Origin of the sequence: Streptomyces sp. NPDC005551 (genome assembly GCF_042871785.1) — a bacterium.
GTDB lineage: Bacteria > Actinomycetota > Actinomycetes > Streptomycetales > Streptomycetaceae > Streptomyces.
On sequence record NZ_JBIAJE010000006.1, the window covers coordinates 451,922 to 469,876 of the forward strand.

General features: G+C 72.0%; 15 protein-coding genes. 6 read left to right on the forward strand and 9 right to left on the reverse strand.

Annotated elements, in window-relative coordinates; translation table 11 throughout:
- Window positions 1-33 precede the first annotated feature (33 nt).
- From ACFYP4_RS20115 to ACFYP4_RS20130, 4 genes are all read left to right on the forward strand, one after another.
- Window positions 34-675: a TetR/AcrR family transcriptional regulator gene (locus ACFYP4_RS20115; protein ID WP_358854207.1), complete on the forward strand. Its 642-nt coding sequence runs from the start codon at window positions 34-36 to the stop codon at window positions 673-675.
- Window positions 676-799: 124 nt separating this feature from the next.
- Window positions 800-1,648, forward strand: coding sequence for a 3-hydroxyacyl-CoA dehydrogenase family protein (locus ACFYP4_RS20120; protein WP_358854208.1), 849 nt, complete (start codon window positions 800-802; stop codon window positions 1,646-1,648).
- A 171-nt stretch (window positions 1,649-1,819) separates the two neighbouring features.
- Window positions 1,820-2,143, forward strand: a complete 324-nt coding sequence (locus ACFYP4_RS20125; RefSeq protein WP_358854209.1) for an STAS domain-containing protein — start codon at window positions 1,820-1,822, stop codon at window positions 2,141-2,143.
- 218 nt (window positions 2,144-2,361) lie between these two features.
- Window positions 2,362-4,839 (forward strand): ATP-binding protein, encoded by a 2,478-nt coding sequence (locus ACFYP4_RS20130; protein WP_358854210.1) that lies wholly within the window; start codon window positions 2,362-2,364, stop codon window positions 4,837-4,839.
- A gap of 67 nt (window positions 4,840-4,906) precedes the next feature.
- Here the strand turns inward: ACFYP4_RS20130 and nucS are convergent, their stop codons facing one another.
- Window positions 4,907-5,578 (reverse strand): endonuclease NucS, encoded by a 672-nt coding sequence (gene nucS / locus ACFYP4_RS20135; protein WP_358854211.1) that lies wholly within the window; start codon window positions 5,576-5,578, stop codon window positions 4,907-4,909.
- A gap of 297 nt (window positions 5,579-5,875) precedes the next feature.
- On the opposite strand from nucS, the gene ACFYP4_RS20140 reads away from it, so the two are divergent.
- Entirely contained in the window at window positions 5,876-6,268 is a 393-nt protein-coding gene (locus ACFYP4_RS20140; protein ID WP_358854212.1) for an SCO5389 family protein, read from the forward strand.
- A gap of 88 nt (window positions 6,269-6,356) precedes the next feature.
- On the opposite strand, the gene ACFYP4_RS20145 is transcribed toward ACFYP4_RS20140, so the two are convergent.
- A complete protein-coding gene (locus ACFYP4_RS20145; protein ID WP_358854213.1) occupies window positions 6,357-7,385 on the reverse strand; it encodes an LLM class flavin-dependent oxidoreductase in 1,029 nt (342 codons plus the stop codon).
- A 217-nt stretch (window positions 7,386-7,602) separates the two neighbouring features.
- On the opposite strand from ACFYP4_RS20145, the gene ACFYP4_RS20150 reads away from it, so the two are divergent.
- Complete coding sequence (locus ACFYP4_RS20150) at window positions 7,603-7,944, forward strand: ATP/GTP-binding protein (protein ID WP_388786725.1); 342 nt, start codon at window positions 7,603-7,605, stop codon at window positions 7,942-7,944.
- Between the two features lie 42 nt (window positions 7,945-7,986).
- Here ACFYP4_RS20150 and ACFYP4_RS20155 read toward each other — a convergent pair whose 3' ends face one another.
- From ACFYP4_RS20155 to mce, 7 genes are all read right to left on the reverse strand, one after another.
- Window positions 7,987-8,832 carry an ABC transporter permease gene (locus ACFYP4_RS20155; protein WP_358854215.1) on the reverse strand — a complete coding sequence of 282 codons (846 nt, stop codon included), beginning with the start codon at window positions 8,830-8,832 and terminating at the stop codon, window positions 7,987-7,989.
- The gene (locus tag ACFYP4_RS20160) at window positions 8,829-10,085 is read right to left on the reverse strand and encodes an ABC transporter ATP-binding protein (RefSeq protein ID WP_388786728.1); all 1,257 of its coding nucleotides are present in this window, start codon (window positions 10,083-10,085) and stop codon (window positions 8,829-8,831) included. Before ACFYP4_RS20160 ends, ACFYP4_RS20155 begins: the two co-directional genes overlap by 4 nt.
- Window positions 10,086-10,331: 246 nt before the next feature.
- Window positions 10,332-11,102, reverse strand: a complete 771-nt coding sequence (locus tag ACFYP4_RS20165; protein ID WP_358854217.1) for an ABC transporter permease — start codon at window positions 11,100-11,102, stop codon at window positions 10,332-10,334.
- Complete coding sequence (locus ACFYP4_RS20170) at window positions 11,099-12,094, reverse strand: ATP-binding cassette domain-containing protein (RefSeq protein WP_358854218.1); 996 nt, start codon at window positions 12,092-12,094, stop codon at window positions 11,099-11,101. The genes ACFYP4_RS20165 and ACFYP4_RS20170 overlap by 4 nt, the downstream gene beginning before the upstream one ends.
- A gap of 117 nt (window positions 12,095-12,211) precedes the next feature.
- The gene (locus ACFYP4_RS20175; RefSeq protein WP_358854219.1) at window positions 12,212-13,147 is read right to left on the reverse strand and encodes a cellulose-binding protein; all 936 of its coding nucleotides are present in this window, start codon (window positions 13,145-13,147) and stop codon (window positions 12,212-12,214) included.
- 183 nt (window positions 13,148-13,330) lie between these two features.
- Complete coding sequence (scy, locus tag ACFYP4_RS20180; protein ID WP_388786731.1) at window positions 13,331-17,179, reverse strand: polarized growth protein Scy; 3,849 nt, start codon at window positions 17,177-17,179, stop codon at window positions 13,331-13,333.
- 257 nt (window positions 17,180-17,436) lie between these two features.
- A complete protein-coding gene (gene mce / locus ACFYP4_RS20185) occupies window positions 17,437-17,877 on the reverse strand; it encodes a methylmalonyl-CoA epimerase (protein ID WP_358854221.1) in 441 nt (146 codons plus the stop codon).
- Between the last annotated feature and the right edge of the window lie 78 nt (window positions 17,878-17,955).

Consider the following 17,955-nt stretch of genomic DNA (forward strand, 5'->3'; position numbering starts at 1 on the left):
TGCAGGGAGTCCAGTCGGCGTTACGATGCGGGGATGGCTGAGGGACTCAGGGAGCGCAAGAAGCGCGAGACCAGGCAGCGGATCTCGGACATCGCCACCGGACTGTTCCTGGAGCGCGGCTTCCTGGCAGTCACGATCGCGGACGTCGCGGAGGCCGCCGACGTCTCCGTGAACACCGTCTACAACTACTTCGCGACCAAGGAGGACCTCTTCCTCGACCGCAGCAAGGGCGTCGTCGACCGCCTCTCGCGCTGGGTGCGCGGCCGGGCCGTCGGGGAGTCGGCCGCCGCGGCCGTCCTGCGGGAGCTGCGCGAGGAGGTCGAGGCGGTCTCGCCCCGGGTCGGCCTGATGGAGGGCTACGCCCGCTTCATGAAGGTGATCGACGAGGCGCCGCCCCTGCGCTCCCGCCTGTGGAGCATCCAGCAGCAGGTGCAGGACAACCTGGAGGCGACCCTGCGCGAGGAGACGGCCGCCGCCGCGGGCGACCCCGTCCCGGCCCTGATGGCCGGTCAGCTCAACTGGATCCACCACACGGTCATGGGCTCCATCGGACGCGAGATGGTCCAGGGGCGCAATCCGGGCGAAGTGTCCCGCGAAACGCTGGTGCTCCTCGACGAGATGGAGGACCTGCTGAGCGACCGGGTCCTCAACTACGCCGTCCGGGCGCCGCGATGACCCGGGCCGGTGTGATGTCCGTCAGATGAGACGTGACGCGCATTACTTACCGGTCACAGCGGCCCTCACGAGCGCTAGGGTCCGCCGGAGAGGCTACATAAACAGCGTGTTAAGGGGAGTCGGAGTGGCACGGAAGCTCGCCGTCATCGGAGCCGGTCTCATGGGATCCGGTATCGCCCAGGTCTCCGCGCAAGCGGGCTGGGACGTCGTTCTGCGTGACGTCACCGACGAAGCCCTGACCCGCGGCACCGACGGCATCAAGGCGTCCTACGACAAGTTCGTGAGCAAGGGCAGGCTGTCCGCCGAGGACGCCGAGGCCGCGCTCGGGCGCATCACCACCAGCACCGACCTCGACGCGGCCGCCGACGCCGACATCGTCGTCGAGGCCGTGTTCGAGAAGCTCGAGGTCAAGCACGAGATCTTCCGTGCGCTCGACAAGCTCGTCCGCGACGACACCGTCCTCGCCTCCAACACCTCCGCCATCCCGATCACCAAGATCGCGGCCGTGACGGAGCGCCCGGAGCGCGTGGTCGGTGCGCACTTCTTCTCACCGGTCCCGATGATGCAGCTGTGCGAACTGGTGCGCGGCTACAAGACGAGCGACGAAACCCTCGCCGCGACGCGGGAGTTCGCCGAGTCCGTCGGCAAGACCTGCATCGTCGTCAACCGCGACGTCGCCGGCTTCGTCACCACCCGTCTCATCTCGGCGCTCGTCGTCGAGGCGGCCAAGCTGTACGAGTCGGGCGTGGCCTCCGCCGAGGACATCGACCTCGCCTGCAAGCTGGGCTTCGGGCACGCCATGGGCCCCCTGGCCACGGCCGACCTGACGGGCGTCGACATCCTGCTGCACGCGACCGGCAACATCTACACGGAGTCCCAGGACGAGAAGTTCGCACCGCCGGAGCTGATGCGCCGGATGGTTGACGCCGGTGACATCGGGCGCAAGAGCGGGCAGGGCTTCTACAAGCACTGACTTTGGGCACCGAATCCGTACGGTCCTCCCGGCCGTCACCCCCACGGGTGAATTCGGTATCGGTTCGCTCACAGACGGCAACCTCTGCGGCCCCAGGGCAGTCAGACGGTGCACACAGTCACACGCAGACAGACAGACGCGGAGTACGACACGCACTCTCGGGGAGCGCATATGTACATCAGGGGCGACCACGCCGAGCTGGTCGTCGGGGGCCGCCTCGACGTCCGCAGCGCGGCGGACGCCCGTACGGTCCTGCACTCGGCCGTCGACGACGGAGTCGGCGACCTGGTGCTGGACCTGTCCGAGCTGGACTCCTGGGACGCCACCGGACTCGGCGTCATCATGGGGGCCCACCGACGGGCCGGGCGGTGCGGCCGACGGCTCGTCCTGCGCCGCGTACCGACGCAGATGCAGCGGCTGCTGGTGGCCACCCGGCTGCACCGGATCCTGGCGATCGAGGGCGGCCTCGGGGTCGAGTCGCTGCCCCGGGTCTGACCCGCCGCACGAAACGTACCTCGCGCGCAATCCTCACGAAGCTGTGACGTCTCGGGCGACGCGGTACCCCGCCTGTTCCCGGATACTGAGCGAAGGTTTAGGGTTCGCCTGCCCGCAGTCTGAACCCCTGGAGCGGGCACCGGACCAGAAGCGACAGCGCGGTGTGCAGCAAGGCCGGGAGGGGCTCGGCACCCGACGCTTTTGGGGGGCAGGACATCATGGACCCGAATCACCGGGAACCCGCGGAGTACGGTCATGACGACGACGGCCGGACGCCTCGGCAGCGTCCGCCGCGCGAAGCACTCGCCTCCGACTTCGGCCAGCCCACGCCGGCAATCGCCCGCACCGTCCAGCTCTTCTCGGGCGACTTCCTGCTCACCGTCAACCCCGTCGACGGCAGCGAGATAGAGAACTGCCCGCCGGGGCAGCGGCCCGGCCGGCCGGCCAAGACCACCGCCGCCGACCGAGCCGAACAGGCCCGCTCGGCCCACCCGCCCGTGCCGCCGGGACCCGCACAGGCCCGGCTCCCCCTCCTGGAGCGCCAGGACGAGCGCGAGCGCCTCGTCCGGCTGCTGGCCCGCGGCCGCTCCGTACGCCTCACCGGCCCCGCCGGATCGGGCCGCACCACCCTCCTGGACGCCGTCGCCGACGACTGCGCGGACCTCGCGCCCGACGGCGTCGTACGCCTCAGCGGCTACCGGCGCACGGCCGGTGACCTGCTGCACGACCTGTTCGCCGCCGTCTACGACGCGCCCCGGCACCGCCCCGAACGGGAGGAGCTGCTCGGGCTCGTCCGTGAGATCGGCGCGGTCGTCGTCCTCGACGACCTGGAGTTCGGCGGCAGCGCCCTCGACGAACTGCTCGACGCCACCCCCGAGTGCGCCTTCGTGATCGGCACCACACCCGACGTCCCCGCGCCGTCCGGCGACTCCCTCCTCGAAGAGGTGTTCCTCGGCGGTCTCGACCGCAGTGGCGGCATCGAGCTCCTGGAGCGCGCCGTAGGCCGGGAACTGACCGAGGACGAGTCGAACTGGGCGGGCGACCTCTGGTTCGAGTCCGAAGGCCTCCCGCTGCGCTTCGTGCAGGCCGGCGCCCTGCTGCGGCAGCGCGACCGGCTGCACGCCCACCCCGAGCCGGCCGACGGCTTCGGATACGGCGAGGGCGCACACCCCGACGCGCCGGACGACGCCGACGACACCCCCGCCGTCCCCCTGCCCTCGCTCGCCGAGGGCGCCGCCCCCGCCGCGCTGCTCGCCTCCCGGCTCAGCGAGTCGGCCCGCGCCACCCTGCGGTTCGCGGTCGCGCTCGGCGGCGAGGTGCCCCACCAGGCGCATCTGCCGGCCCTCGTGGGCGACACCCACGCCGACGCGGCCCTCGCCGAACTCGCCAACTGCGCGCTGGTCACCCCGGTCGGCTCCCGCTACCGGCTCGCGGCCGGCGTACAGGCCCAGCTGGAGGCCTCCGGGTACGCCGACGACATCGAGGACCACGCGCTCACCGCCGCCCGGCACTACACCTGGTGGACCGGACACCCCTCCGTCACCCCCGAGCGGGTCTGCGCGGAGGCGGACGCCGTCCTCGCGGCGCTGACCCTCCTGGTGCCGCTCACCACGGCCCCGCTCGACGACGAGGAGAGCGCCTGCGTCCAGCTGGCCCGCACCGCCGCGCCCGCCTTCGCCGCCGGTCTGCACTGGAGCGCCTGGGAACGGGCGCTGCGCGCCGGCGCCGAGGCCTCCCGGCTCGCCGGCGAGGTCCCGGACCAGGCCTACTTCCACCACGAGCTGGGCATCCTCGCCCTCTGCGCCGGCCAGCTGGACCGGGCCCGCGCCGAACTGGAGGCCTCCATCGGGCTGCGCGGCGCCCTCGCCGACAAGCGCGGCACCGTCGCCGGCCGCCGCGCCCTCGCGCTGGTCGCCGACCGCTCCGGGGCCGTACCGCCCGTCGGGCGCGTCGCGGCCGGCGTGGAGACGCCCGACGCGCGCAGTGCGGAGCCGCTGACGCCTCCCGGCGGCGTACCGGCCGCGTTCGCCCTGCCCGTGCCGCCCGAGCCCGCGACGCTCGTCGCCCGGCGGACGACCGCGGTACCCGCCGTCCCCGTACGGCGGCCCGGCGGCATCAAGGGCCTGGTGAGCGGTACGCGCCGCAACCTGGTCGCCGCGGGCTCGGGGGCGCTCCTGGCCGCGGTGCTGGGCACGGTGGTCACGCTCGGCATGACCTCCGACAACAACGGGGACCCGTCCGACAGGGTCGGCGTCAGCCCCTCGGCCGGACAGGACTCCGACGACGACAGCCTCGGCGCCGACGAGGGCGACACGGGCGCCGGGGATGCGGGGGTGTCCAGCAAGCCGACGGATCCGGGGCCGGACGGCACCTACGGGACGTCGGACGACCCGACGCCCACCGCGGACGGGACGCCGTCGGACCGCCCGAGCGGGACGAAGGGGCCGAGTCCCTCGAAGTCGGCGTCGAAGTCGCCCACGTCCAAGCCGTCGTCGCCGAAACCGTCGACGTCGCCGAAGCCTTCGACGAGCAAGCCGTCGACGAGCCAGTCGCCGTCGCCCTCGACATCCCCGTCGCCGAGCGGAACGCCCTCCGCGCCGGCCACCTCGAACTCCGCCAGTGGCCCGGCGACGACCAGTTCCGCGAGCGGCCCGGCCGACCCGCCCGCGGGGACGAGCGGTGCCCCGGTGATGTGAGCCGGACGATACGACGCGGGGGGCCGGATCCGGGAAACGGATCCGGCCCCCCGCGTCGCGCCCGGGCTCAGAACAGCCGCAGCTTGTCGTCCTCGATGCCGCGCAGCGCGTTGTAGTCCAGCACCGTGCAGCCGATGCCGCGGTCCGTGGCGAGGACGCGGGCCTGCGGCTTGATCTCCTGTGCGGCGAAGATGCCGCGCACCGGCGCGAGATGCGGGTCGCGGTTCAACAGCTCCAGATAGCGCGTGAGTTGCTCCACGCCGTCGATCTCACCGCGCCGCTTGATCTCGATGGCGACCGTCCGGCCCTCGGCGTCGCGGCAGAGGATGTCGACGGGGCCGATGGCCGTCATGTACTCACGGCGGATGAGCGTGTACCCCTCGCCGAGCGTCTCGATGCGGTCCGCCAGCAGCTCCTGGAGGTGCGCTTCCACGCCGTCCTTGATCAGGCCGGGATCCACGCCCAGTTCGTGCGAGGAGTCGTGGAGGACTTCCTCCATCGTGATGATGAGCTTCTCGCCCGCCTTGTTGATGACGGTCCACACGCCTTCCTCGTCGCCGGAACCCTCCTTCAGCGTGCAGGGCGGCGACATCCAGTTGAGGGGCTTGTAGGCCCGGTCGTCCGCGTGGATGGAGACGCTGCCGTCCGCCTTCACGAGGATGAGGCGGGGGGCGGACGGGAGATGGGCGGTGAGCCGGCCCGCATAGTCGACGGAACACCGGGCGATGACGAGACGCATGGTCGGCAACGCTACTCGACCGGCACCGTCGCACGCGATTCGCCCGCGTCCCGCTGCCCCCGGGCGCACCGCGAGACGTTTCGAACACGCCTGTTTGCCCTGGAACTCCCGTGTTCAGTACTGGCCGATTGTGTGCCTACGGGTTGTTCGCTGTGTGGGCATTCTCCTGGTGCCGCCATCCTCCGTTGCCTACCGTATAAACGGGAGGTCGCGATGCGTGTACGCAGCGTGTCTGATGTCGCGGTCTTCCGCCCTGTCCGTCAACCCCCGCTTCCCGGGGGTGCGAGAGGAGAACCCATGTCGCTCGACGTCTCACCGGCCCTACTCGAAAAGGCCGAGCGAGGCGAGGTCGACGAAGCTGACTTCGTCGACTGCGTCCGGACCTCCCTGCCCTACGCGTGGGAGATGATCAGCTCCCTGGTGGCCCAGCTCAAGGTGGACGGAGGCAACTTCGCCGACAACCAGACGCCGCCGCCGGACGAGCAGGCACGTGGCCAGCTGCTGCGTGCGCTCGCGAGTGACGCGATACGCGGCGCGCTCCAGCGGCACTTCGGAGTGCGGCTGGCCTTCCAGAACTGCCACCGGGTCGCGGTGTTCCCGTTGGACGCCACGGTGGACGACACGCTGGCACGCTTCACGTCGGTCCGCAGCCAGCTGCTGAACCAGTCACCGGAGTTCCGGGACTGCTGACGCGGCCGGCCGCACTGCTTGCCGCTCCGTACGCGGGAGGTGCATCTGTACCGGGGCGGCAAGCTCCCCGCACGACCGGGTGGTCCGCTCAGCCGAGGTGGGGAAGCACCTCGGCGCCCAGCCGTCGTACGTTCTCCTCGGTCGTCGCCAGGTCTCCCGAGCCCTCGACCAGCAGGGCGAAGCGCGAGATGCCGGTGCGCTCCGACGTCGCCGCGAGCCGGTCGGCGCACAGCCTCGGCGTCCCCACCGGGTGCAGCCCGCAGAGCAGTTCGGTGTACTCCCACGGGTCACGCATGCTGCGGGCGCGCCCGTCGACCGTCACATGGGCTTCGAGCCCCTGCTTCAGCCAGCCCGGCATCGACTTCAGCAGGGTCTCCGCCGCGTCCCCGCGGCGGTCGGCGATCTGGCAGACGCCCGCCGAGACATGGCCGGCGGCGACGATCTCGTCGGCCGGACGCCCCGCGGCGCGTGCCTGCCGCCGCCACAACGCGACCATTTCGGCCTTCTCCTCGTCACCGACGTGCATCCCCAGAAGCATCGGCAGTCCGCGCTCCGCGGCGAGCCGGACACTCGCCGGGGAGGTGCAGGCGACGACGACCTCGGGGCCCGCCGCGCCGCTCAGGTTCTCCGAGGGCCTCGGTACGACGGGGACCTCGCGGAAGCTGAAGCGCTCCCCGGTGCCGGCGACGGACGGTTCACGCAGCCAGCGCACCAGCAGATCGAGTGATTCCGGGAACCCCTTCTCGTACGCGTCGAGGCCCGGGCCGAAGACCTCCAGGTCCACCCAGGGACCGCCGCGGCCCACCCCCAGCGAGAAGCGGCCGCCGGACGTCACGTGCAGCAGCGCGGCCTGCTCGCCGAGGGCCACCGGATGCACGGTGGGCAGCACGCTCACCGCCGTGCCGACCCGGATCCGCCGGGTCCGGCCGAGCAGCAGCGCGGCGAGGGTGACGGCCGAGGGGCACGTCCCGTACGGCACGAAGTGGTGCTCGGCCAGCCATACCGAGTCGAGTCCCGCCTCCTCGGCGACCTCGGCCGATCGCACCGCGCGGTGCAGCGCCTCTCCCGGACCCTGACCCGGGAACTGGGCCGCCAGTACAAAACTTCCTACGCGCATCGCACTCCTGCCTCCTTGGCACCGACGCGGAGCTTCCCCACCGGCATAACCCCCTGACACGTGCCGAAGACACGGCTTGCCGGGGGGATTTGCGGATTGTCCGGAGAATGGGCCGGTCAGCGGGGGCGCAGGGGGAGGTGAAGTACGCCTGCCCCGGGCGGCAGCCGCGTAGGCTGGACGCGGCTCCTGCTCCCTGTCCAGCTCCGTGAGGTGTCCCGTGTCCCCGCGTCGCAACCGTCCGAAGGGCGCCGGCTCGTCCGGTTCGAGCGGGTCCGCGAACGAGGACGAGCGGTCCGGCCGCTACGGCGGCTGGCAGTCCACGGAGAGCTGGCGGGGTGAGGAATGGAGCGTACGCCACGTGGCGGGTGCCGGCGCCCAGGGCAAGTTCTACCGCTGCCCGGGCTGCGACCAGATGATTCCCTCCGGCGTCCCGCACGTGGTGGCCTGGCCCGAGCACTCCGGGGTGGACGAGCGGCGCCACTGGCACAAGGCCTGCTGGAACGCGAGGGACCGCCGCACCTCGCGGGTGCAGCGGTCCCGTAACGCGCCGCGGTTCTGAGGCTCCGTACCCCTGCGCCGGGCCGGGCGGGCGCCGGACGGCTCAGACGTCGCGTCGTTCCAGCAGGACGAAGGCGCCGGCGATCGCCGCGAGGGTCACCCCGACGAGCAGGCCGAGCTGGGCGTTGCCGCCGCCGGTCTCGCTGTCCAGCTCGAAGATCTTGGCGAGGGCGTTGGGCGCGTTGTAGTCCATCATCTTCTCGCCGATGGAGCGCATGCTCTCGGACATCATCAGGAACGCGGGCATGATCGCGGGCACCAGCACGACACCCAGCATCGTGGTGATCGCACCGGCCGAGTGCCGCAGCATCGAACCGACGGCGAGCGCCAGCACCCCGAGCAGCGAGACGTACAGCGCGCCCTTGAGGACCGTGCCGCCCCACTCGTTGTCCGACGAACCGCCGTGCAGACCCGACGTGATCAGGCCGACCAGCCCGATGGCGAAGGCCGAGACGGCGAACGCGACCGCGAAGAAGATCAGCAGCTTGGCGGTGAGCACCCGGTGGCGCTGCGGCGAGGCCGTGAAGGTCGTACGGATCATGCCCGTGCCGTACTCGGAGGAGACGACCAGGACGCCCAGCGTGATCAGGCAGATCTGGCCGAGGATCAGGCCGAAGAAGGCCGGGATCGTGTACGGGACGTCGGTGTAGTCCGTGTCCTCCGTCTGGGCGGCGACCAGGAAGCCGATGCCGACGACCAGGAGCAGGAACACGCCGAGCGTCCACATCGTGGAGCGCACCGACTTGATCTTCGTCCACTCGGAGGTGAGCGCGTGTCCGAGGTGGGTGCGGGTGACCGGGATCGGCGAGGTGTACGAACCGCCCGGCCCCGCCTGCCAGTTGGGGGCGGGCGCAGTCTGCTGCGGCATCGGGGGCTGGGGCGTGCTCATCGGGGGTCCTCGCTGTCGCGCTTGTTCAGGTCGGGAGCGGCAGAGGGCGCGGCGGGCGCCGCGGAGGGCTGTGCGGAAGGCTGCCCGGGGGCCTGGGGCGCGGCCTGGGCGTACGGGTTCGGCTGACCGGCCGGGCCCGCGCCGGGGGCCGCGGGGGCGCCGTACGGGCCCGCGGGAGGCGCTCCCTGCGGCATCGCGAACGGCTGTCCGCCGTGCTGGGGCGGCGGCGGGGCGTACCAGCCCGGCTGGCCCTGGCCCGGCACCGGCATCTGCGGCACGGCGCCGGGGGGCACGGCACCCGGCGGCAGCTCCTGCTGGAGCCCCGCCTTCTGATCGATGGTCGAGCGGTAGTCGACGGCGCCCTGCGTCATCCGCATGTACGCCTCCTCCAGTGAGGCCTGGTGCGGCGACAGCTCCCACAGGCGTACGTCGGCGGAGTGCGCGAGGTCGCTGATGCGGGGCAGCGGCAGCCCCATGACGCGCAGCGCGCCGTCCTGTTCGGGCAGCACCTGGCCGCCGGCCTCGGTGAGCGCGGCGGTCAGCTTCTCGCGCAGCTGGGGCTCGGTGTCCGGGGTGCGGACCCGGGCGAAGTCGGCCGAGTTGTGCGAGATGAAGTCGCGGATGCTGGAGTCGGCGAGGAGCTGGCCGCGCCCGATCACGATGAGGTGGTCGGCGGTGAGTGCCATCTCGCTCATCAGGTGGGACGAGACGAAGACCGTACGGCCCTCCGAGGCGAGGGACTTCATCAGGTTGCGCACCCAGAGGATGCCCTCGGGGTCGAGGCCGTTGACCGGCTCGTCGAAGAGCAGCACCTGGGGGTCGCCGAGGAGCGCGGCGGCGATTCCGAGCCGCTGGCCCATGCCGAGGGAGAACCCCTTGGACCGCTTCCTGGCCACGTCCTGGAGGCCGACCACGCCGAGGACCTCGTCGACGCGGCGGGCCGGGATGCCGGACAGCTGCGCGAGGCAGAGCAGGTGGTTGCGGGCGTGCCGGCCGCCGTGCACGGCCTTGGCGTCGAGGAGGGCGCCGACCTGGCGGGGGGCGTTCGGCAGTTTGCGGTACGGGTAGCCGCCGATCGTCACCTGCCCCGAGGTGGGGTTGTCCAGGCCGAGGATCATGCGCATCGTCGTCGACTTGCCCGAGCCGTTGGGCCCGAGGAAGCCGGTGACGGCACCCGGCCGCACCTGGAAGGAAAGGTTGTACACGGCCGTCTTGGCGCCGTAGCGCTTCGTCAGGCCGACTGCCTCGATCATGCTCCGCACCCATCGAAAGGTTCAGGACGACGGGGCACACGCCCCCGTAAGGCTTAGGAGGATATCCGGGCGCTGACGGTTCCACTCAAGAGAAAGTAAAACCACGCAGGTCACGAGCGTGATCGGTCAGCGGGGCGTGGTCTTCTTTGTCAGGTACGCGTCCTGCCTGGTGGGGAGGGATCCGGAAGCAGGCCGTCCACTCCCGGTCGCACCGCGAGTTCACGGGCGCCACCTGCTCCGGAACACCTAGGCGTCCCGCCTGCGGAGCAGCAGATACCCGCCGACCAGCGCCGCGACCACCCACAGCACCATGATGCCGAGGCCGCCCCACGGGCCGTACGGGGTGTCGTCGTCCAGCGGGTTCACCACCCGCATGATCCTGCTGCCCGCCTGGTCGGGGAGGAAGCGGCCGACCTTCTTGGTCGCGGAGACGTTGCCGAGGATCGCGGAGATCAGGAAGAAGAACGGCATCAGGATGCCGAGGGAGAGCATCGGGCTGCGGAGCATCGTCGCGACCCCCATCGAGAACACGGCGATGAGCGTCATGTAGAGCCCGCCGCCGATCACCGCGCGCAGCACGCCCGGGTCGCCGATCGCCGCCCGGTGCGGGCCGAGCGCCGCCTGGCCGAGGAAGAAGGCGACGAAGCTGGTGAGCAGCCCGACCAGCAGCGCGAGCGCGGTCGCCACGGCGATCTTGCTGAAGAGGAACGTGCCGCGCTGCGGCACCGCGGCGAGGGAGGTGCGGATCATGCCGGTGCTGTACTCGTTCGAGACGACCAGTACGCCGAACACGATCATCGCCAGCTGACCGAGGCTCATCCCGGCGAAGCTGATGAACGTCGGGTCGAAGGACAGCCGGTCCCGCTCGCTCATGTTGTCGAACTCGTTCTTCGACAGCAGCGAGATCAGGATGCCGAGCGCCACCGTGACCACCGCGGCGAGGCCGAGCGTCCAGACCGTGGACGCCACGGAGCGGATCTTCGTCCACTCGGACCTGACGACCCGCGTCGCCGTCATGACCGGTCCCCCTGCCGGTCGTTGCCCCACCGCCGCTGCCCGGCAGCCGGAGCCGGCGCTGCCGCCCCGGTCCCGGCGGGCGGCGGCCCGGTGTGCGCGTGGTACTCCACCGACTCCGCGGTCAGCTGCATGAACGCCTCCTCCAGCGAAGCCCGTTGGGGGCTCAGCTCGTGCAGCACGAGCTGGTGCCGCGCGGCCAGCTCACCGATCTCCTCCGAGCGCACGCCGTCCACTTCCAGCGTGCCGTCGCCCACCTGAAGGGCCGCGATGCCCGCCCGGTGCAGCACGTCCAGCAGCCGCTCGTGCTGGGGCGAGCGCAGACGGACGTACGACCGCGAGTTCTGCGCGATGAAGTCCGCCATCGACGTGTCCGCCAGCAGCCGGCCCTGGCCGATGACGACGAGGTGGTCGGCGGTGAGCGCCATCTCGCTCATCAGGTGGGACGAGACGAAGACCGTACGGCCCTGCGCGGCAAGGGACTTCATCAGCGTGCGGATCCAGTGGATGCCCTCGGGGTCCAGGCCGTTCACCGGCTCGTCGAACATCAGGATCCGCGGATCGCCCAGCAGCGCGCCCGCGATCCCCAGCCGCTGGCCCATGCCGAGCGAGAACCCCTTCGCCTTCTTCCGGGCGACCGAGGTGAGCCCCACCGTGTCGAGGACCTCGTGCACCCGCGCCCTCGGAATGCCGTTGCTCTGGGCCAGGCACAGCAGGTGGTTGAACGCGGTCCGGCCGCCGTGCATGGCCTTGGCGTCCAGCAGGGCGCCGATGTACGTCAGCGGATCCTTCAGCCGGTCGTAGTGCCTGCCGTCGATCCGTACGTCGCCCGAGGTGGGACGGTCGAGCCCGAGCATCATCCGCATCGTGGTCGACTTCCCCGCGCCGTTGGGGCCGAGGAAACCGGTGACGATGCCGGGCCGGACGGCGAACGTGAGACCGTCGACCGCCACCTTCTCGCCGTACCGCTTGGTCAGCCCCTCGAGCTCGATCATGCGGCCACGTTAGAACGGCCCCCGGGGGCCTGCCACCGCAGGAAAAAGGGCCGCACGACGAAGGCCCGCTCCTCCGGGGAGGCGCGGGCCCGTGCTGTCGCTGTTCCTCGCTACCGGCTAGCGGGACTGCTGCGCGGGAACCCCACGCGAGACCGGCTCGTCCTCTGCGGGAGTGCCGGTCGCGGCCACCGCGGCACCCGTGAGCGTCGCGAGCATCTCGCGGACGTTCGTGAGCTGCGCGTTGATGGAGTCGCGGCGGTTGGTGAGCGCCGCCAGCTCGCGCTCGGACTCCGAACGGATCCGGTCCGCCTTGGCGTTCGCGTCGGCCACGATGTCCTCGGCCTGGCGCTGCGCGGTCTCCACCGTCTGACGGGCCCGGCGCTCGGCGTCCGTACGCAGCTTCTCGGCCTCCAGGCGCAGCTGCTCCGCGCGGTGCTCGATCTCCGCGAGACGCTTCTCGGCCTTGGCCTGACGGGACGCGAGGTCGCGCTCCGACTGCTCGCGGCGCTTCGCCAGGTTGGTCTCGAAGTCCGCGGCCGCCTGCGCGGCCTTCGCGCGGGTCTCCTCGAAGAGGGCGTCCGCCTCCTCGCGCTTCGACTGCGCGTCCTTCTGCGCGTCGGAACGCAGCTGGGAGGCCTCGCTCTTGGCCTTCTCGACGATCCGGACGCCCTCGTCCTCCGCCTTGGCCTTGCGGTCCACGGCGAACGATTCTGCATCGTTGCGCACCTGCTGGGCCGCCGACTCGGCGAGCTCACGGTGCTGCTCGGACGCGCGGCGGGCCTCCTCGCGCAGGTCCTTCGCCTCCTCCTCGGCGAGGCGGAGGATCTTCTCGACGCGCGCGCCGAGACCCGCGTACGAGGGCTCCGCGTCGCTGACCTGGGCCTGGGCATTCTGCGTCTCGAGGTGAAGTTCCTCGATGCGCTTCTCGAGAGCAGTGATACGGGCCAGAGCGCTGTCACGGTCGGAGACGAGCTTCGAGATGCGTTCGTCCACCTGAGCGCGGTCGTATCCACGCCGCACAAGCTCGAAGCCGTAGGGGGAAGTGTCGCTCATGGGGTTCCTGTCGAATGAGACCGGTGAGGTGATAGAGGGAATCCTAGGGGCCAAAGCGGTGTGTCATCGAGCGGATACGTGTTTGATCTGGAGAATGACACTCCTTTTGGGTGGCTGCCCGTCGCAGGGCTTGCCAGCGGCTGTGCCGAAGGTCCTGGCCAAGCACGGAACAAGCCCTGTCCGCTAGCTCTCTGACGTCTTGCCACCCGAACGGGGCCCGCCGACGGCAGCCCCCGCCTTGACCCCACCGTCCTTGCCGGCAGCCGGAGCCTCGAAAGACTCCAACGCCTCCAGGACGTCCTGGACACGGGAGATCTCGACATTGATGTCCTCCCGCCGGCGCACCAGCACATCGAGATCGCGCCTGCCCTCCTCGACCATGCGCCGCGCCTCCTGCTCGGCATCGGCCTTGATCTTCGTGGCCTCGGCGACGAGCGAGGACTTCTTCTGCTCGGCCTCCTTGAGGAGTCCCTCGGCCTTCTTGACGGCGGCGATCCGCACCTTGCTCGCCTCGGAGTTGGCCTCCGCGACCAGGTTCTTCGCCTTCGCCTCGGCCTCCGCGAGCTGCTCCTCGGCGGCCTTCACCAGCGCGTCGCAGCGCTCGCCCGCCGTCTTCATCGCCTCCGCGGACTCCCGGCGGGCCCGGTCGTGCAGCTCCTCGATCTCCGAGGTGATCCGGTCCCGCAGCTCCTCCGCCCGCTCCCTTATCGCCGTGGCGTCCCGGCGCGCGCCGACCAGCAGCTCGTCGGCGTCCGCACGGGCCCGCTCCACCAGCGTGTTGCCCTCCACGGTCGCCCCGGACACCAGACGCTCGGCCTCGTTGCGGGCCGCGCCCACCATCGTGTCGGCCTGCCCCTCGGCGTCCGCCGTGGTCTTCTGCGCCGCCTGCTGCGCCTCCGAGAGCAGCTTGTCCGCCTCGGCTGCCGTCTCCGAGATGAGCGTGTCGACCTGCTCGGCCGCCTCGGACCGCCGCTTGTTGGCCTCCTGGCGGGCCTCGTCCAGCATCTGCTCGGCCTTCTCGCGCGCGGCCGTCGTGACCCGCTCGGCCTCCGCGGCCGCCTCGGCCCCGGCCCGCTCCGCCTCCGTACGGATCCGCTCCGCGTGCTGCTGCGCGGAACCGACCGTCTCCGCCGCCTCGGCGCGCAGCCGTTCCGCGTCGCCCGTCGCGTCCGAGATGAGCTTCTCGGCCTTCGAGACGGACTCCGCACGGACCCGCTCGGCCTCCGCGGCCGTCTCGTTCGCCAGCCGCTCCGCCTCGGACCGCGCCTCGTTGATGAGGGTGTCCGCCTGGGTGGCCGCGTCGGAACGGATCCGGTTCGCGTCCTCCCTGGCCTCCGCGCGGGTGCGCGACGCGTCCTGATCGGCGTTCGCGATGGTGTCGGACGCCTCCGTACGGGCCCGCTGGGCGTGCTCCGCGGCATCCGAACGCATCCGCTCGGACTCGGCGATCGCGTCCGCGACCGTACGCTCCGCGAGGGACTTGGCGGCCTCCGACTCCTCGGACGCCTCCCGCCGCACCCGCGCCGCGTCCTCGGCGGCGCGTTCCCGCTCGGCGTACGCGTCGGCGCGGACCCGGTCCGCCTCCGCCTGTGCCTCGGTCCGCGTACGGTCCGCCGCGTGCTCGGCGGCCGAACGCAGCCCGGTGATCTCCTCCTGCGCCTGCTCGTGCAGCCCGGCCACGGCGTCGCGCACCTGCTGAGCGGTCTGCTCGGCGCTCGCGACCATCTCCGTCGCACGCCGGTCGGCCTCCTCGACCAGCCGTACGGCCTCCGCCTGCGCCTCGTCCACCCGGGTACGCGCCGACGCCAGCAGCTCCTCGCTCTGCTCGCGGGCCCGCTCGCGCTCCTGGTCGGCCTCCTGACGCGCCGCACCGAGCAGCTCCTCGGCCTCGCGACGGCGCCGGGCGGCCTCCTCCTGCGCGGCGGCCAGCGTCTCCGCGCCCTCGGCCGCCAGCCGCTCCGCCGCGGCCTGCGCCTCCGCCCGCACCCGGTCGGCGGTGTCCTGGGCCTCCGACTTCAGCCGCTCGGCCTCCGCCGCCGCCTCCGAACGCAGCCGTACGGCGATGTTCTCGCCCTCGGCCCGCGACGCGGACGCGTCCGCCGCCGCCTCCGTGCGCAGTCGCTCCGCCTCCGCCTCGGCCTGTCCCTGCAGCGTACGGATCCGCTCGGCGGCCTCCGTGCGCAGCCGCTCCGCCTCGTCGGCGGCTTCGCGGCGGATCCGCTCGGCCTCCGCACGGGCGTCGGTCAGCGCCTGCTCGGCGGCGGTGAGACGCTCCTCGGCCTCCGTGCGCAGCCGGTTCAGTTCCTCCGCGGCCTCGGCCCGCCGGGCCGTGAGCGCCCGCTCGGTCTCCTCGCGCAGCTCCAGCGCCGCCCGCTCGGCGTCCGCCTTGATGCCCTCGGAGTGCTCGACGGCCTCCGCGCGATGCCGCTCCGCCTCGGCGCGCGTGCGCTCCAGCGTCTCCTCGGCCTGCCGGCGCAGCGTCGTCGCGCGCTCGATGGCCTCGGTGCGCACCCGCTCGCTGTCCGCGGTGGCGGTCGTCCGCAGCTCGTCCGCGTCCGCCTTCGCCTTCGCCAGCAGCTCCTCGGCGGTCTTGGCCGCCTCCTCGATCTGCTGGACGGCCTCACGCCGGGCCTCGCCGCGGATCCGCTCGCCCTCGGAGACCGCGTCGGCCCGCAGCTGCTCGGCCTCGCCGCGCAGCCGGCGCGCCTCCTCCTGCAGCTCGACCGTCTTGGCCCGGTACTCCTTGGTGTCGTCCTTCGCCGCGCCCTTGAGCTCCTCGGCGATGTCGTGCGCCTGGGCCCGCAGCCGGTCCGCCTCGGCCTCCGCCTCGGAGCGGATCCGCTCGGCCTCCTCGGTCGCCGCCCTGGTGGTCTTCTTGGCGTCCTCCGACGCCTTGTCGAGGACCTCCTCGGCCGTGCGCGCCGCCTGGGCGAGCTGCGAGGCGGTCTCCTCGGCGGTGAGGGTGCGGGCGTTCTCCTCGGCCTCCGCGACGATCTTCTCGGCCGCCGCCCGGGCGTCCGCGACGAGCTGCTCGGCGTCCGCCTTGGTGGTCTCGGCCTCCTTGGTGGCCTCACTGACCAGCCGGGCGACCTGCTCCTTCGCCGTCCGCGTGCGCTGCTCGTTCGCCGACTCCGCGCTGGACAGGGCCTTGGCGGCGGCCTCCTTCGCCTCGGCGACCAGCTTGTCGGCCTCGGCGCGCGCCTCGCGCAGCGCCTTCTCGGCCTCCGCCATGCGCTGCTCGGCGGTCCGGCTCAGCTCGGTGGCCTGGCGCCGCGCGGCGTCGGACTCCGTCGCGGTGGAACTGCGGAGCTGCTCGGCGTGCTGGGTGGCCTCCTGGGCCTGCGTGGACGCGGCGTTCAGCAGGCGCTCGGCGTCCGTGCGGGCCCGGCGCAGCAGCTGCTCGGCCTCCGCGCGGGCCGTCTCGGCGTCGGTGGTGAGCCGCTGGCGGGCCTCGGCGGCGATCCGCTCGGCCTCCGCGCGGGCCGCGGCCAGCGCCTGGTCGGCCTCGGCACGCGACTCCTCCAGGAGCCGGCGGGCCTGCTGCTCGGTGCGGGCCCGCAGCTGCTCGGCCCAGGCCACGTTCTCGTTGACATGGGACTCGACGGTCTGCCGGCGCTCCGCCAGCTCCTGGTCGAGCTGCTGGCGGCGGGTGACGGCCTCCTGGTGCAACTCCGCCTGGAGCCGGGCGGCCTGTTCGGCGTGCTCCTGGAGGATGCGCTGCGTCTGCGCGCGGGCCTGGCTCAGCTCCCGCTCGGCGTCCGCGCGCAGCTGGTCGGCCTGGATCTGGGCGTTGCGGAGCAGCTGTTCGGCCTGATAGCCGAGGTCGGCTCCGTCGTAGGCAGGACGGGACGCCAGAGTGCGGCGCGCCTCGTGCAGCTTGGCGCGCAGCACCTCGACCTGATAGCCGAGGTCCTCGGCGTGCTGGACGGCCTTCTCCCGCTCGGTCTTCAGCCGTTCCATCTCGGCCTCGAACCGAGAGAGGTGGTCGACGTCAGCCGCCGGCTCTCGCTCCTGGCGTTCGTAGCCCCGCACTGCGCGGTCCCATCCGTCCCCTGGTCGCAAGTCTTTCCGAACGAGCACCGTCCGTCCGCCGAACGGGGCCCCCGGGGAATGGTGTCAGATCAACGGCGGAGCACGGGCTGCTGCCCCGACGCTCGCCCCCCGAAACCTGGACCCCGGCCCTCGGTCCTGTCGCAGACAGAACCCCGGGGCCGACCCAACGGCAGGCCCCGGGCCGCCCCGATGTGGCGGCGGCCGCCCCCAACCCTACCGGCCCAGATATACGGAGGTCAGTGCTCAGGTGACTCAACAGCCGCCGAAGTGACCAGTTCTGTCAGCACGCCATGACAATCCTTGGGGTGCAGGAAGGTGATCCGGGAGTCCATCGAGCCGCGCCGGGGCTCGTCGTAGAGGACGCGTACGCCCTTCTCCCTGATGTCCGCCGCGTCGGCGTCGACGTCCGCCGTGCCGAAGGCGATGTGGTGCACCCCCTCGCCGTTCTTGGCCAGCCACTTGCCGACCGCGGAGTCCTCGCGGGTGGGTTCCAGCAGCTGGAGGTAGGAGGCGCCGCCGTCGGACGTCTCGTTGATCTTGAGCATGGCCTCTCGCACGCCCTGCTCCTCGTTGACCTCGGAGTGGAAGACCTCGAAGCCGTACGTCGCACGGTAGAACTCGACGGTCCTGTCCAGGTCGAAACAGGCGATCCCGATGTGGTCGATTCGCGTCAGCATGGAGTCAGTGCAGCGCTCCTCGGGTGGTTACGCAACGTGCGCGCGATCACACTCGCCGCCGGATGACGGGTGGCGTAC